General features: G+C 70.8%; 14 protein-coding genes and 1 tRNA gene. 7 read left to right on the top strand and 8 right to left on the bottom strand.

The window, feature by feature from the left end:
- Nucleotides 1–8 precede the first annotated feature (8 nt).
- From cmk to Q1V71_RS08305, 6 genes are all read left to right on the top strand, one after another.
- Nucleotides 9–704, top strand: coding sequence for a (d)CMP kinase (gene cmk, locus Q1V71_RS08330; protein ID WP_300642807.1), 696 nt, complete (start codon nt 9–11; stop codon nt 702–704).
- Nucleotides 701–1,567, top strand: a complete 867-nt coding sequence (locus tag Q1V71_RS08325; protein ID WP_300642805.1) for a 1-acyl-sn-glycerol-3-phosphate acyltransferase — start codon at nt 701–703, stop codon at nt 1,565–1,567. Before cmk ends, Q1V71_RS08325 begins: the two co-directional genes overlap by 4 nt.
- Nucleotides 1,564–2,928: a ribosome biogenesis GTPase Der gene (gene der, locus Q1V71_RS08320; RefSeq protein WP_300642803.1), complete on the top strand. Its 1,365-nt coding sequence runs from the start codon at nt 1,564–1,566 to the stop codon at nt 2,926–2,928. The genes Q1V71_RS08325 and der overlap by 4 nt, the downstream gene beginning before the upstream one ends.
- Before the next feature lie 145 nt (nt 2,929–3,073).
- Nucleotides 3,074–3,616, top strand: a complete 543-nt coding sequence (locus Q1V71_RS08315) for a PAS domain S-box protein (protein ID WP_300642801.1) — start codon at nt 3,074–3,076, stop codon at nt 3,614–3,616.
- Nucleotides 3,613–4,896 (top strand): methyl-accepting chemotaxis protein, encoded by a 1,284-nt coding sequence (locus Q1V71_RS08310; RefSeq protein ID WP_300642799.1) that lies wholly within the window; start codon nt 3,613–3,615, stop codon nt 4,894–4,896. The genes Q1V71_RS08315 and Q1V71_RS08310 overlap by 4 nt, the downstream gene beginning before the upstream one ends.
- A gap of 123 nt (nt 4,897–5,019) precedes the next feature.
- Nucleotides 5,020–5,093, top strand: a tRNA-Pro gene (locus tag Q1V71_RS08305).
- Nucleotides 5,094–5,198: 105 nt separating this feature from the next.
- Here Q1V71_RS08305 and Q1V71_RS08300 read toward each other — a convergent pair.
- From Q1V71_RS08300 to Q1V71_RS08285, 4 genes are all read right to left on the bottom strand, one after another.
- Nucleotides 5,199–6,380 carry a site-specific integrase gene (locus tag Q1V71_RS08300; protein WP_211731718.1) on the bottom strand — a complete coding sequence of 394 codons (1,182 nt, stop codon included), beginning with the start codon at nt 6,378–6,380 and terminating at the stop codon, nt 5,199–5,201.
- Nucleotides 6,381–6,384: 4 nt separating this feature from the next.
- Nucleotides 6,385–6,603 (bottom strand): helix-turn-helix domain-containing protein, encoded by a 219-nt coding sequence (locus Q1V71_RS08295; RefSeq protein ID WP_211731719.1) that lies wholly within the window; start codon nt 6,601–6,603, stop codon nt 6,385–6,387.
- A gap of 333 nt (nt 6,604–6,936) precedes the next feature.
- Nucleotides 6,937–7,770, bottom strand: a complete 834-nt coding sequence (locus Q1V71_RS08290) for an NAD(P)-dependent oxidoreductase (RefSeq protein WP_211731720.1) — start codon at nt 7,768–7,770, stop codon at nt 6,937–6,939.
- Between the two features lie 25 nt (nt 7,771–7,795).
- Nucleotides 7,796–8,221 carry a carboxymuconolactone decarboxylase family protein gene (locus Q1V71_RS08285; protein ID WP_211731721.1) on the bottom strand — a complete coding sequence of 142 codons (426 nt, stop codon included), beginning with the start codon at nt 8,219–8,221 and terminating at the stop codon, nt 7,796–7,798.
- Between the two features lie 160 nt (nt 8,222–8,381).
- Here Q1V71_RS08285 and Q1V71_RS08280 point away from each other — a divergent pair, with 160 nt between their 5' ends.
- Complete coding sequence (locus tag Q1V71_RS08280; protein ID WP_211731722.1) at nt 8,382–8,918, top strand: TetR/AcrR family transcriptional regulator; 537 nt, start codon at nt 8,382–8,384, stop codon at nt 8,916–8,918.
- 70 nt (nt 8,919–8,988) lie between these two features.
- Here Q1V71_RS08280 and Q1V71_RS08275 read toward each other — a convergent pair whose 3' ends face one another.
- From Q1V71_RS08275 to Q1V71_RS08260, 4 genes are read right to left on the bottom strand one after another with little or no spacing between them, the layout of a single operon-like run.
- A complete protein-coding gene (locus Q1V71_RS08275) occupies nt 8,989–10,092 on the bottom strand; it encodes an alcohol dehydrogenase catalytic domain-containing protein (protein ID WP_211731723.1) in 1,104 nt (367 codons plus the stop codon).
- Nucleotides 10,089–10,940: a 3-hydroxyacyl-CoA dehydrogenase family protein gene (locus Q1V71_RS08270; RefSeq protein WP_211731724.1), complete on the bottom strand. Its 852-nt coding sequence runs from the start codon at nt 10,938–10,940 to the stop codon at nt 10,089–10,091. The genes Q1V71_RS08275 and Q1V71_RS08270 overlap by 4 nt, the downstream gene beginning before the upstream one ends.
- Nucleotides 10,937–11,674: an enoyl-CoA hydratase/isomerase family protein gene (locus Q1V71_RS08265; protein WP_211731725.1), complete on the bottom strand. Its 738-nt coding sequence runs from the start codon at nt 11,672–11,674 to the stop codon at nt 10,937–10,939. The genes Q1V71_RS08270 and Q1V71_RS08265 overlap by 4 nt, the downstream gene beginning before the upstream one ends.
- Nucleotides 11,671–12,834 carry a thiolase family protein gene (locus Q1V71_RS08260; protein WP_249216397.1) on the bottom strand — a complete coding sequence of 388 codons (1,164 nt, stop codon included), beginning with the start codon at nt 12,832–12,834 and terminating at the stop codon, nt 11,671–11,673. The genes Q1V71_RS08265 and Q1V71_RS08260 overlap by 4 nt, the downstream gene beginning before the upstream one ends.
- Nucleotides 12,835–12,847 lie beyond the last annotated feature (13 nt).

Here is a 12,847-nt window from a genome sequence, read left to right as displayed (position 1 = left end):
GCCGCCCCGTGGACGACCTGCAGCACCCCTCGACACCAGGCCTCGTGGTGGCCGTCGACGGCACCTCCGGCTCCGGCAAGTCGAGCACCTGCCGCGGGGTGGCGTCGAGGCTGGGCCTGGCCTACCTCGACACCGGCGCGATGTACCGCGCGATGACCTGGTGGATGCTCGAGCACGGTGTGGACGTCCACGACCCCGCCGCCGTCGCCACCCGCTGCGGCGAGCCGACCATCACCTCCGGCACCGACCCGGCCGCGCCGACCATCCACGTCGACGGCACCGACGTCGCCGGGCCGATCCGCGGCGAGGCCGTGACCGGCTCGGTCTCCCCGGTCGCCACCGTGCCCGAGGTCCGCGAGCGGCTGGTGGCCCTGCAGCGCGCCGCCATCGCCGCAGCACCTCAGGGGATCGTCGTGGAGGGGCGCGACATCGCCAGCACCGTGTGGCCGCAGGCGCAGGTCAAGGTCTTCCTCACCGCCGACCCCGCCGCCCGCGCCGCCCGCCGCGCCGCCGAGGAGGGCGGCAGCGACGCCGCCGCCGTCGAGGCCGTGCTGCGCAGCCGCGACGCCATCGACTCCGGTCGCGCCGCCTCCCCGCTCACGCAGGTCGACGGCGCCGCGCACCTGGACACCACCCACCTCACGCTCGACGAGGTCATCGAGGAGGTCGTGGCCCTGGTCCGGGCGGTCGAGGTGGACGCGTGAGCGACCACCTGGCGCTCCCGCGCACCGACCGCACGCCGCACCCGCCGCGCTACCTCCTGCACCCGCTGCGGCCGCTCGCGCGCTGGATCATCCGACGCCGCTACCGGGTCGTGGTCCACCACGTCGAGCGGGTGCCTGCCACCGGGCCGGTGGTGCTCGCGGCCAACCACGCCGGCGTCATCGACGGGCCGCTGCTGGCGATCTTCGCGCCGCGACCGGTGCACGCGCTGACCAAGTCCGAGATGTTCCAGGGCCGACTCGGAGGGTTCCTCCTCCGCTCGGGCCAGGTGCCGCTCGACCGGTTCCGCACCGACGTCGCCGCGGTCCGCTCGTGCCTGCGGGTGCTGCGCGACGGCGGCGTGGTCGGGATCTTCCCCGAAGGTCGGCGCGGCTCCGGGGAGCTCGAGCGCTTCCACCGCGGGGCGGCCTACTTCGCGCTCGCGGCGGGTGCGCCGGTCGTGCCGGTCTCGATGTTCGGCACCCGAGAGCCCGGCGGCTCCAGCGGCTCGCTGCCGCGCCGCGGGGCCACGCTGCACCTCGTGGTGGGCCGCCCCGTCGACGTACCCCACCAGCCCTGGCCGCGCACGCGGGAACAGGTGGGTGAGCTCTCGCGTTCCCTCTGGGAGCACATGCGCGCGGAGCTCGACGCCGCGCGCCGGGAGACCGGCGGCATCCTGCCCGGTCCGCTGCCGCTCGGGGACCTCGAGCCGGACCCCGCCACCGGGGTGAAGGCGCCGCGCACCGAGCCACCCCCGTCCACCGCGCCGTCCACCACGCCCTCCACCCTGCTCCCGCCGACACCGGGGAGCGCCACCCACACCGACGGCCACGAGGCCGCTCGACACGAGCCAGGAGCACCATGACCGACCAGCCCGACCAGTCCCTCGACGCGACCCCGGAGGGCGCCCCGAGGGTGCCGGTGCTGGCCATCGTCGGCCGCCCCAACGTCGGCAAGTCCACCCTGGTCAACCGGATCATCGGCCGCCGCGAGGCGGTCGTGGAGGACGTGCCCGGCGTGACCCGCGACCGGGTGCCCTACGACGCCACCTGGAACGGACGCGCCTTCACCGTCGTCGACACCGGCGGCTGGGACCCGGACGCCAAGGGCATGGCCCAGCGGATCGCCGCCCAGGCCGAGATCGCGATCTCCCTGGCCGACGCGGTCCTCTTCGTGGTCGACGCGACCGTGGGCATCACCGACGCCGACGAGGCGGTCGTGAAGATCCTGCGCGCGGCTGACAAGCCGGTCGTGCTGGCCGCCAACAAGGTCGACGACGCGCGGACCGAGGCCGAGGCCTACGGGCTGTGGAACCTCGGGCTGGGGGAGCCGTGGCCGGTCTCGGCGCTGCACGGACGCGGGTCCGGAGACATGCTCGACGCGATCCTCGCGGCCCTGCCCGAGCCGCCTCCCGAGTCGGACCCCGAGGTCGGGGGACCGCGCCGCGTCGCGATCGTGGGCCGCCCCAACGTCGGCAAGTCCTCCCTGCTCAACAAGCTGGCCGGCGAGGAGAGGGTCGTGGTCGACAACGTCGCCGGCACCACCGTCGACCCGGTCGACGAGCTGGTCGAGCTGGGCGGGCGCACCTGGCGCTTCATCGACACCGCGGGCATCCGCAAGCGGGTCAAGGAGGCCAGCGGGCACGAGTACTACGCCTCGCTGCGCACCGCCACGGCCATCGACCGGGCCGAGGTGGCGGTGCTGGTCCTCGACGCCCAGCAGAGCATCGCCGAGCAGGACGTCCGGATCCTGCAGACCGTCCGCGAGGCCGGCCGCGCGCTGGTGATCGCCTTCAACAAGTGGGACCTGGTCGACGAGGAGCGCCGCTACTACCTCGAGCGCGAGATCGAGCGCGAGCTCGTGCAGGTGCAGTGGGCGCCGCGGATCAACGTCACGGCCAGGACCGGGTGGCACATCGACCGGCTGGTGCCCGCGCTGGACAAGGCCCTGGAGGGCTGGGAGACCCGGATCGGCACCGGTGCGCTGAACACCTTCCTGGGCCGCCTCATCGCCGAGCACCCGCACCCGGTGCGCAGCGGCAAGCAGCCCAAGGTGCTCTTCGGGACCCAGGCGACCACGGCACCTCCGACGTTCATCCTCTTCACCTCCGGCAAGCTCGACGCCTCCTACGAGCGGTTCATCGAGCGCCGGCTGCGCGAGGAGTTCGGGTTCGTCGGGACGCCGATCGTGCTGCAGCAGCGGCCGCGGGAGAAGCGCAAGCGCTGAGGGCGGCTCCTGCGCAGGGCCTGTGGAGGCTCGGGACCTTGGTCCCGAGCCGCCGGGCCTAGGTCCCGGCGACCCCGGGAGGGGGCAGGTACGCCGGGTGCGGGTCGATGGGGCGGGGGACACCCCCTCGCACCAGGAGCCCGACGTGCCGCCTCGCGCAGTGACCCCGAACGGTCGGGAGAAGACCTTCCGCCCTGACCAGATCATCGTCTCCAAGACCGACCCCCAGGGCCGGTTGACCTACGTGAACCCGCTGTTCGTCGAGATCAGCGGCTACACCGAGGCCGAGCTGATCGGGCAGCCGCACAACATCATCCGCCACCCCGACATGCCGCGCTCGGTGTTCCGGCTGCTGTGGGAGCGGATCTCCGGCGGCGAGGAGATCTTCGCCTACGTCGTGAACCTCAGCGCCGACGGCACGCACTACTGGGTGCTCGCGCACGTCACGCCCACGATCGGCGCGGACGGCCGGATCGTCGGCTACCACTCCAACCGGCGTACGGCGGACAAGGACGCCCTCGCCGTCATCACCGACGTCTACGCCAAGCTCCGGGCCGTGGAGCGCTCCGCGCCGTCCACGCCCGAGGCACTCGCCGCGGGCACCGCCCTGCTGGAGCAGATGCTCGCCGACGCCGGCCAGACCTACGACGAGCTCGTGTGGTCGCTCTCCCAGGAGGTGGCGGCATGAGCATCGACGCCCTTCCGACCGACGCCCCCGCGACCGACGCCCCCGCGACCGACGACGGGCTGGCAGCGCTCGAGGAGTCCCTGGCCGCCGTCCCCGCCGAGGTGGGCAGGCCCTCGGCCCGCGAGCAGCAGCTGGAGCGGCTGCTGCTCGCCGTGCGCGACGTGTGCCTGGCCGCCGCAGGTGGTGACCTCGAGCCGCGCGTGCCGCACCTCGGTGACGAGCCGGAGGTCCGCGAGGTCCGCGACGCCCTGAACGGCCTGCTGGACCTCACCGACGCCTACGTGCGGGAGTCCTCGGCCTCGCTGAGCTACGCCAGCACGCAGCGTTTCTACCGCCGGTTCCTGCGTCGCGGCATGAAGGGCAGCTTCGCCCAGGGCGCGAGCACCATCAACGAGGCGATCGACGCGATGGCCGCCACGGCCGACACCCTCGCCCACGAGCGGAGCGAGCGGCTGCGGATGGCCGACTCCTTCGAGCAGGCCGTGATGGGTCTCTCCGACCAGGTCGCCGCCGCCGCCGTGGAGATGGAGTCGGCGTCCAGCAACCTGGCCAGCACCGCCGAGGGCACCGCCGTGCGGGCCGGTCAGGTGGCGGAGAGCTCGCACACCGCCTCCAACGCCGTGACCGTCGCCGCTGCCGCGGTCGAGGAGCTCGCGGCCACCATCTCCTCCATCGAGCAGCAGACCGCGCAGTCCAACGCCGCGGGTGTGGCTGCGGTCGGTGAGGCGGAGTCCACCGCCGCGACCGTCCAGGGCCTGGCCGCGGCCTCCCAGGAGATCGGCGAGGTGATCAACCTGATCAACCAGGTGGCCAGCCAGACCAGGCTGCTCGCCCTCAACGCCACCATCGAGGCCGCCCGGGCGGGGGAGTCCGGCAAGGGCTTCGCGGTCGTCGCCTCGGAGGTGAAGTCGCTGGCCACCCAGACCGCGGAGGCCACCGGTCGGATCGAGGCCCAGGTCAAGGAGATCCAGGGCGCCACCGACGCCGTCGTCGGGGCCATCGACACCATCACCGGCTCGGTGCGGGGGATGGGCGACAACCTCGAGGAGATCGCCCGCACCGTCTCCGAGCAGCGGCAGGCGGCCGGCGAGCTCAGCGAGACCACCACCCGGGCCGCCGCCGCGGTCGGCCAGGTCACCGACGACATCGGCGCCATCGGGGACGCCACGCAGGCGACCAGCAGCGGCGCCGGGCAGATGACGACCGCCTCGCTGGAGCTGGCCAAGCTGTCCTCGCAGCTGCGCACGGAGGTGGCCGACTTCCTGGCCCGCATCCGCTGAGGGAGCGGGCGGAACGACGGTAGATCCACCCACCAACGCGGCCCCCGGCCCCGATTCCGGGCCGGGGGCCGCGCTGTTGTAGTGTTCACGCGCCGTGACGTCGCGATCCGACCGAGCGGCGTTCGGGCTGTGGCGCAGCTTGGTAGCGCACTTGACTGGGGGTCAAGGGGTCGCAGGTTCAAATCCTGTCAGCCCGACCGAAAAATCGCCTCTGGCCTGCGGACACGCAGGGCAGAGGCGATTTCCGTTATTGACGTGGATCCTCAGAATGGTCGTTTACTGGTCGTAAACGATTTCTCGGTCTACGAATCCGCGCTCGCGTCTTCGCTCTCAGCGAGCCGCTCGAGGACCTCGGAGAGGTCGGCTGAGACCGGTGGCTTGGCGATGTAGTGGTCTCGGGTGACCTGGCTCGAGGAGTGGCCGAGCTGTCGCGAGGCGAGCTCCGACGTCGCTGCCTCGGAGATCAGTGTCGCCACCGTCTTGCGGAACGTGTGCGGGGTCACCCATTCAAAGCCGGTGTCTTTGCGGATCTGCCGCCACCGCCGCTCGATGTTGACGACCTGATGCCACGTGCCGTTGCGTGTCGCGAAGACGGCGTCGTTCTCGTTGGGTGTCGCGAACTCCCGGCGCACGCGTAGCAGCTCGGCCGCGAACCGGGGTAGCACCACGGTTCGCCGGCTGGTGTCCGTTTTCGGTGTGGGCTTGCGATACGTGCCCTTCCCGGTCTCGGTCTTGATCGTGCCCGACACCGTGAGGACGGGCAGGTCCCCATCGAGATCCAGGTCGCTCCAGCGCAGGGCCAGGACCTCGCCGATGCGGCACCCGGTGGCGAGCATCAGGTCGATGATGTCGGCCATGTCACTGGTGGCCCTGGGTCCAGGGCGGTCCGCGTTGACCCACCGGCGTACTGCTGCGCGGATTTCGATCAGGTCCTCGACCCGGAGAGCCTTGGTCTCCTGCCTGGGACGGTGGACCCGGGTCGTCCCGCGGGCAGGGTTCGTCGGGATGGCGTCGTGTCTGACCGCGAGGTCCAGCATGGCCCCGAGGACGACCTTGGCCTTGCGTTGCCGGTTCACGCTCTGATCGCGCAACCGCAGCAGGAGCCGGTCCAGGCGCCCCGTGGTGGCCTCGCGGAGCTTCAGCCCGCCAACACTGGGCAGCACCAGGTTGTCCAGCACCCGGCGGTACTCGTTGATCGTGGTCTGCTCGATCCGTCCTTCAGCCTCAAGACCAGAGATCCACAGGTTGGCCAGCTCGATCAGCCGGGTCTCTGCAGTGATGAGCTCGCCTGCTGGCGCGGTGCGCGTGCTCAGGACGTCTCGAAGCGCTCGCTCCGCAGCCGCCTTGCTCGGACCCGTCGCAGTGACACGACGAGTGTTGCCGTCGGTGTCACGGAACCGGGTCAATGCTCGGTAGCTTCCGTCGCGGATCTTCTCGGTAGTGATGGTTCCCCAGGTGCCGAGGGGCAGTGGCGGCCTGGCCATGGCTCTACTCGCCTGCTGCGGGCTCGAGGTGCTCGACGATCCAGGCGTCGAGGTCCGCGCGGCGGTAGCGCAGGCAACCGCCCATCTTCACGGCGCGTGGTCCGAACCCGGGCCGGCGAGTCCGCCATGTGTAGAGCGTCGCCTTCGGGATCGCGAGGTAGGCCGCCGCCTCGTCGATGGTGAGGATCATGCTCTCGTGGCCCGTGTCGACGGTGGTACTCATCGTGTGCTCCTTCGTGATCACGAGGACCAGGTTTGCCCTCGTAGCTGAAGGTGTGCAGCCCACACCGCGCAGGCTGTGGAGAATTGATCCCTGTTCGACCTCCTGGAGCGATCGCAGGTGTCACGCCGAGCGGGGGGTGCCAACTGGACCGACCGACGGGACTCTCTCGGCGCCCTCTGCTGCTACGTGACGTCGGTGGGCGGGTCGTGATCGAGCTTGCTGTGTTTTGCGCTCTTAGCCAGAGGATTGAGGTTCAAATCCTCTGGTGCGCTCGGCCGCAGCTCGCAGGTGTGCGCGCAGGCGCTCTCTCAATGCACACGGTCGTATTGAGGTCTACCTTGCGTGCGGTTCCTGGCCCCAGGAGTCGAACAGCAGGGTCGAGGAGAGCGCGTTGAACGGCAGGGGAATGCCGTGCTCGAGGCCCTTGAGGTGTGCAGCCTTGAGGTCCTTGAGCAGCACCGCCAGGGCCGTGTCCGCGGTCCACCCTGAGACGGAATCCCAGTTGCGGGCGACCCAGCTGTCCCCGGTGGAGACCTTGAAGAGGCTCAGCAGTTCGGACTCGGGAAGGTCGTAATGCGCGCCGAACCTGAGGCCCTCGGCGACGGCATGCATCGTGATCCCCAGGACGAGGTTGTTGACCAGCTTCGCGGCCTGGCTGTTGCCCGGGTTGGTGCCGTAGTAGAAGGTGTGCGAGCCGACGGCCTCGAAATACGGGCGTGCCGCCTCTACTCGGTCCTCATGACCGGAAGCCATGATGGACAGCGTGCCAGCCTCGGCGCCGGAGGCACCGCCGGACACGGCGGCGGCAATGAGCTTCACGTCGCCGGCTTCCTCCACTCGCTGGCCGAGCTCGTTCATCGAGTCGGGATCGAGGGTGCTCATGACGATGATGGTCAGGCCCTGCGGGTTGGCGGAAAGGAGCCGGTCCTCGCCCAGGATGACATCGACGTTCTGGGCGTAGTCGCGCACCATGGACACGATGGCGTCGTCGGACTTCTCCGCCACCTCCGTGAGGGTCTCGGTGACGGTGATGCCTGCGGCGCGCGCCTTCTGGCGGCTGCCTTCGAAGGCGTCGTAGCCGATCACCTCGAAGCCGGCCTTGTTGAGGTTGACCGCCATGGGCAGCCCCATGGTGCCGAGTCCTACGAACCCGATTCTCTTGCTCATGATCAATTCCCTTCGTCGCGATGGGTCAGTTGGCCGCGGGGTCCGTTGCGCCGCGCTCGGTCATGACCTGCCGGAGCAAGGTCAGGGCGTTGAGCACGCGCGGGAACCCGACGTAGGGGATGCCGTGGATCAGGGCACCGACGATCTGCTCCTGGGAGAGGCCGACGTTGAAGCCGACGTTGATGTGCAGCTTGAGCTGCGGCTCGATGCCGAGAGCCGTGAGCATGGAGATCGTCACTAACGTCTGCTCCTGCTGCGTCACGGAGTCGCGGGAGTAGATGTCGCCGAAGGCGAACGAGACGATGTAGTCGGCGAGGTGCTCGTCGAGGTCGCGGTAGGACTCGACCAGCTTGGCGTGGTCGAAGGTGCCGGCGTGCTCGGTGGAGACGAGCTCCATCATCCGGTCCAACCCTCGCTGGTAACGGTCGGTGGGTGTGTTGATCTCGGTCACGGGGTGCTCCTCAGAAGTAGGGGTTGTGCTATCGCTAGAAAAACGCTACGTTGCGTAGCATTATTCCGTAACATCTGGAGGTCTGCCATTGAACGTGCACCCTGATGCACCCGCGACGCCCACTGGTCACGATCGGCGCCGCGCGAGGTCCGAGCGCCTGGTGCTCGGCGCCGCCCGGGAGGTGCTCGCCGAGAGCGGGTTCTCCGGCCTGACCGTCGAAGGTGTTGCCGCGAGGAGCGGGGTGGCCAAGACGACGATCTACCGCCGGTACCGCTCGAAGTCCGATCTTGCGCTCGGTGTCCTGCTCGACATGGTCGGAGAGGTCAGCACCCAGCCCTACCGGCGAGACACCCGGACCGAGCTGGTCGGTCTGGTGGGCAGAACGGCGGAGCTGATGAGCACCACGGTCCTGGGGCGTGTCATGCAGGGCCTTGTCCCTGAGATCGCGGCGGACCCCGAGCTCGCCCGGACCTACCGCGAGCAGGTCGTAAGCCGACGCGTCGCCGACGTCACTGCACTCGTCGAACGAGGTGTGGCTCGGGGGGAGCTGCGCCCGGACCTCGACCCCGAGCTGGTGACCGACATGCTGCTGGGACCGCTCTACTACCGACTCTTCCTCAGCGGCGAGTCCCTCGGTCCCGGCTTCGCGGAGCAGCTCGTCTCGACCCTGATGCCCGTGTTCGCAGCGCAATCATGAGCTGGAACCCGACAGCGTCGGGAAGCTCAGTCGACTGCGGCATCCTGCGTCGCGGGGTGGGGTGGTGCGCTCAGAGCTCGACGATCTGGCGCAGCGCTGTGCCGGCGGCGAGATCGTCCATGGCCCGGTTGATGTCATCGAGCGTGATGCGCGACGAGACCAGTTCTTCGACGGGGAGGCGGCCTTCGCGCCACCACTGGGCGAACACCGGGATGTCCCTGGCCGGGACCGCTGACCCGAGGTAGCTGCCGACCACGGTTCGTGCCTCGGCGACCAGCTGCAGCGGCGAGATGCGCGCCAGCGCGTCGGGCGGTGGAAGGCCCACGGTCACCGTGCGCCCACCCGGCGCGGTGGCGGCCAGTGCTGCCTCGAACGCCCGGGCGTTGCCGGCCGCCTCGACGACGACGTCGCACCTGATGCCGCTCGACGCGAGGTCGCCCGGGTCGAGCACGGTGGACGCCCCCAGCTGACGGGCCTGATCACGCTTGGCGGGCACCCCGTCCACCGCTACGACGTCCCCGCGGCCGAGGGCGATCGCGGTGAGCAGCGCCGCCATGCCGACGCCCCCGAGTCCCACCACCATGACGCTCTGGCCCGGCTCCGGCGGGGCCGCGTTGAGAAGGGCACCGCCCCCGGTGAGGACGGCACAGCCGAGTACCGCAGCGACGTCGGGCGGCACGTCGTCCTCGACCGCGACGACCGATCGGGTGTCCACCACGGCATGGGTGGCGAAGGCTGACACGCCGAGGTGGTGATGCACCGGGACCCCGTCGCGGGTCAGCCGTCGGCCGCCGCCGAGAAGCTCACCGGCAGCGTTGCTGGCCGAGCCGGCGACACATGGCATCCGCCCGTCCGTCGCGCACCCTTCGCAGTGTCCGCAGCGGGGGAGGAAGGTCATGACCACCTGCTGACCCACGCGCAGTTCGGTCACGCCGTCGCCCAGTGCGACGACCCGGCCGCTGGCCTCGTGGCCCAGCAGCATCGGGACGGGGCGAGGCCGGTTCCCGTTCACCACGGACAGGTCGGAGTGGCACACCCCGGCAGCGGCGATCCGCACGAGCACCTCACCGGGGCCAGGGCCCTCGAGCTCGAGCTCGCTCACGGTGAGCGGTCGGGTCTCCGCCCACGGCCCCGGGCGGCCGAGCTCTTCCAGAACGGCGCCGGTGATCCTCATGCAGGGGGCCAGCTGTAGAAGCCCTGGCCGGACTTGCGTCCGAGGTGCCCGACCGCGACCAGCTCCCGCAGGATCGAAGGTGGCGCGAACCGCTCACCCACCTCCCGAGCAAGATGCTCGGCGATCGCGAGACGTACGTCGAGCCCGACGAGGTCGGTGGTCCGCAACGGACCGACCGGGTGCTTGTAGCCGAGCTCCATGGCGGTGTCGATGTCCTCGGCAGTGGCGACGCCCTCCTCGAGCATGCGCATCGCCTCCAGGGCGATGGCGACGCCGAGACGCGAGGAGGCGAACCCAGGAGAGTCCGTCACCGTGATCGCGGTCTTGCCGAGATCGGCGATCCACCCCCTGGACAGGTCGACGAGCTCCGGGACGGTCTTGGCCCCGACGACGATCTCGACGAGCCGGCTGGCCGGCACCGGGTTGAAGAAGTGCAGGCCGATGAAGCGCTCGGGTCGGGCCAGCGTGGAGGCGAGCTCGTCCACGGACAGGCTCGAGGTGTTGGTGGCGACCCAGGCACCCGGAGCTGCGACCTCGATCGCGGCCAGCACCTGGCGCTTGAGCGCTACCTGTTCCGGCACCGCCTCGACGACGAGGCCGCACCCCGACAGCTGGGCCGGCTCCGTGGAGACCGCGAGCCGTGCGACGGCCGAGGGTGCACCCTCCGCGAGATGGCCCCGTTCGGCCGCGCGCGCCAGCGAGGTCTCGATGCGCTCCCGGGCGGTGTCGGCGGACTCGGTGGATGACTCGATGACCGTGACGTGTGCTTCGGCGACGAGGAACGCGTGGGCGATCCCGGCGCCCATCCGGCCTCCGCCGTAGACGCCGACCTGGGTGGGTAGGGTCATTTCTTGTTCCTCTCCAGGAACGCGGTCATGCGTGCCTGCTTCTCGTCGGTCTCGAAGAGCACGGCCTGGGTCAGGTCGTCGATGTACGGGTGAGCGTCGCGCGGAGCGTGAAGAGCCGACTTGGTGAGGCGTACGGCGAGGCCGGCCTGCCGGGTGATCCGATCCGCCCAGCCGTGGCCGGCCTCGAGCAGGGAGTGCGGTTCGACGATCTCGTTGACCAGTCGCAGGGCCAGCGCCTCCTCGGCGTCGAGGAGCCGGCCGGCGAGCAGGATCTCCTTGGCCACCGGCTCGCCGACGAGCTCCCTGAGCCGCCAGGTGGCGCCCGCCGCTGCGAGGATCCCGAGTCCGGGCTCCGGGTTGCCGATGCGCAGGCGCGGGGTCCCGATGCGGAAGTCGCAGGCGTACGCCAGCTCGGCGCCGCCGCCCAGCGCGTAGCCGTCGAGCAGCCCGACCACCGGCATCGGGAGGCGGTGGATCCGGTCGAAGAGACCGGAGTTGATGCCGCGGAGCGCGTCGTCGCGACGTCGCTCCCGCAACTGGGAGATGTCCGCTCCGGCCGCGAAGTTGTCGCCCTTGCCTGCGAGCAGCAGTACCCGCGGGTCGGCCTCGAGTAGGTCGCACACCGCGTGCAGCTCGGTGACCATCTGGTGGTCGATCGCGTTCCGGACCTCGGGGCGGGCGAGGTGTACGACGACACGGTCGGCGTGCTCCTCCACCTCCACCGAGGCCGTCACGGCCGTTCCACCAGTAGCGCGGTGCCCTGTCCCACCCCGACGCACATGGTGGCCAGACCACGGCTCACGTCGCTGCGCTCCATCCGGCCGAGCAGGGTGAGCAGGATCCGGGCTCCCGAGGCGCCAAGCGGGTGCCCCAGCGCGATGGCCCCACCGTCGGCGTTGACGGTCTCCGAGTCGAGCCCCAGCTCCCGGATGCACGCGAGCGACTGGGAGGCGAACGCCTCGTTGAGCTCGACCGCGCCGAGGTCGGAGGTCGACCAGCCGACGCGCTCCATCACCTTGCGGGTGGCGGGGACCGGGCCGATCCCCATGATCTCGGGGGCGACGCCTGCCGAGGCGGAGGCGACGACCCGGGCGCGGGGCCGGAGGCCGTGCCGCTCGACGTACGCCTCACTGGCGATCACCAGCGCAGCAGCCCCGTCGTTGAGCGAGCTGGAGTTCCCGGCGGTGACGATGCCGTCCGGACCGTTGACCGGGCGGAGACCGGCGAGCCGTTCCAGGCTCGTGTCGCGCCGCGGCCCTTCGTCGGTGTCGACCGCTCCGACGGGCACGATCTCGTCGGCGAAGTGGCCGCTCTCGATGGCCTTGACGGCCCGCTGGTGGGACGCGAGGGCGAACTCGTCGAGCTCGGACCGGGTGAGTTTCCACTGCTCGGCGACCCGCTCCGCGGTCTGCGGCATCGACAGCGTCGTGCTCGCGTCGAACCGGGGGTTGGAGAAACGCCAGCCGATCGAAGTGTCGAAGCTCGCCCCGGGCTTGGCCCATGCCTTCGCAGGCTTCTCCGTCACCCACGGGGCGCGGGTCATCGACTCGACCCCGCCGGCCACCACCACGTCGGCGTCACCGGCCGCGACCAGGGAGCGAGCGGTGGCGACGGCGGTCAGGCCGGAGGCGCACAGGCGGTTGACGGTGAAGCCGGGGACGGTGTCGGGAAGGCCGGCAAGGAGGGCGGCCATCCGGGCGACATTGCGGTTGTCCTCGCCGGCCTGGTTGGCCGCACCGAACACCACCTCGTCGACGTCGACGGGGTCTACGCCCGCCCTCGACACGGCCTCGCCCAGCACCAGCGCGGCGAGGTCGTCGGGCCGGGCGCCGGCCAGTGCGCCGCCGTACCGGCCGATCGGCGTGCGTGCGCCGGCGATGATGAATGCTTCCAAGGGGTTGTCTCCT

The sequence above is a fragment of the Nocardioides sp. genome, from assembly GCF_030149505.1.
GTDB lineage: Bacteria > Actinomycetota > Actinomycetes > Propionibacteriales > Nocardioidaceae > Nocardioides.
This window is presented reverse-complemented; position numbering and strand designations above follow the sequence as displayed.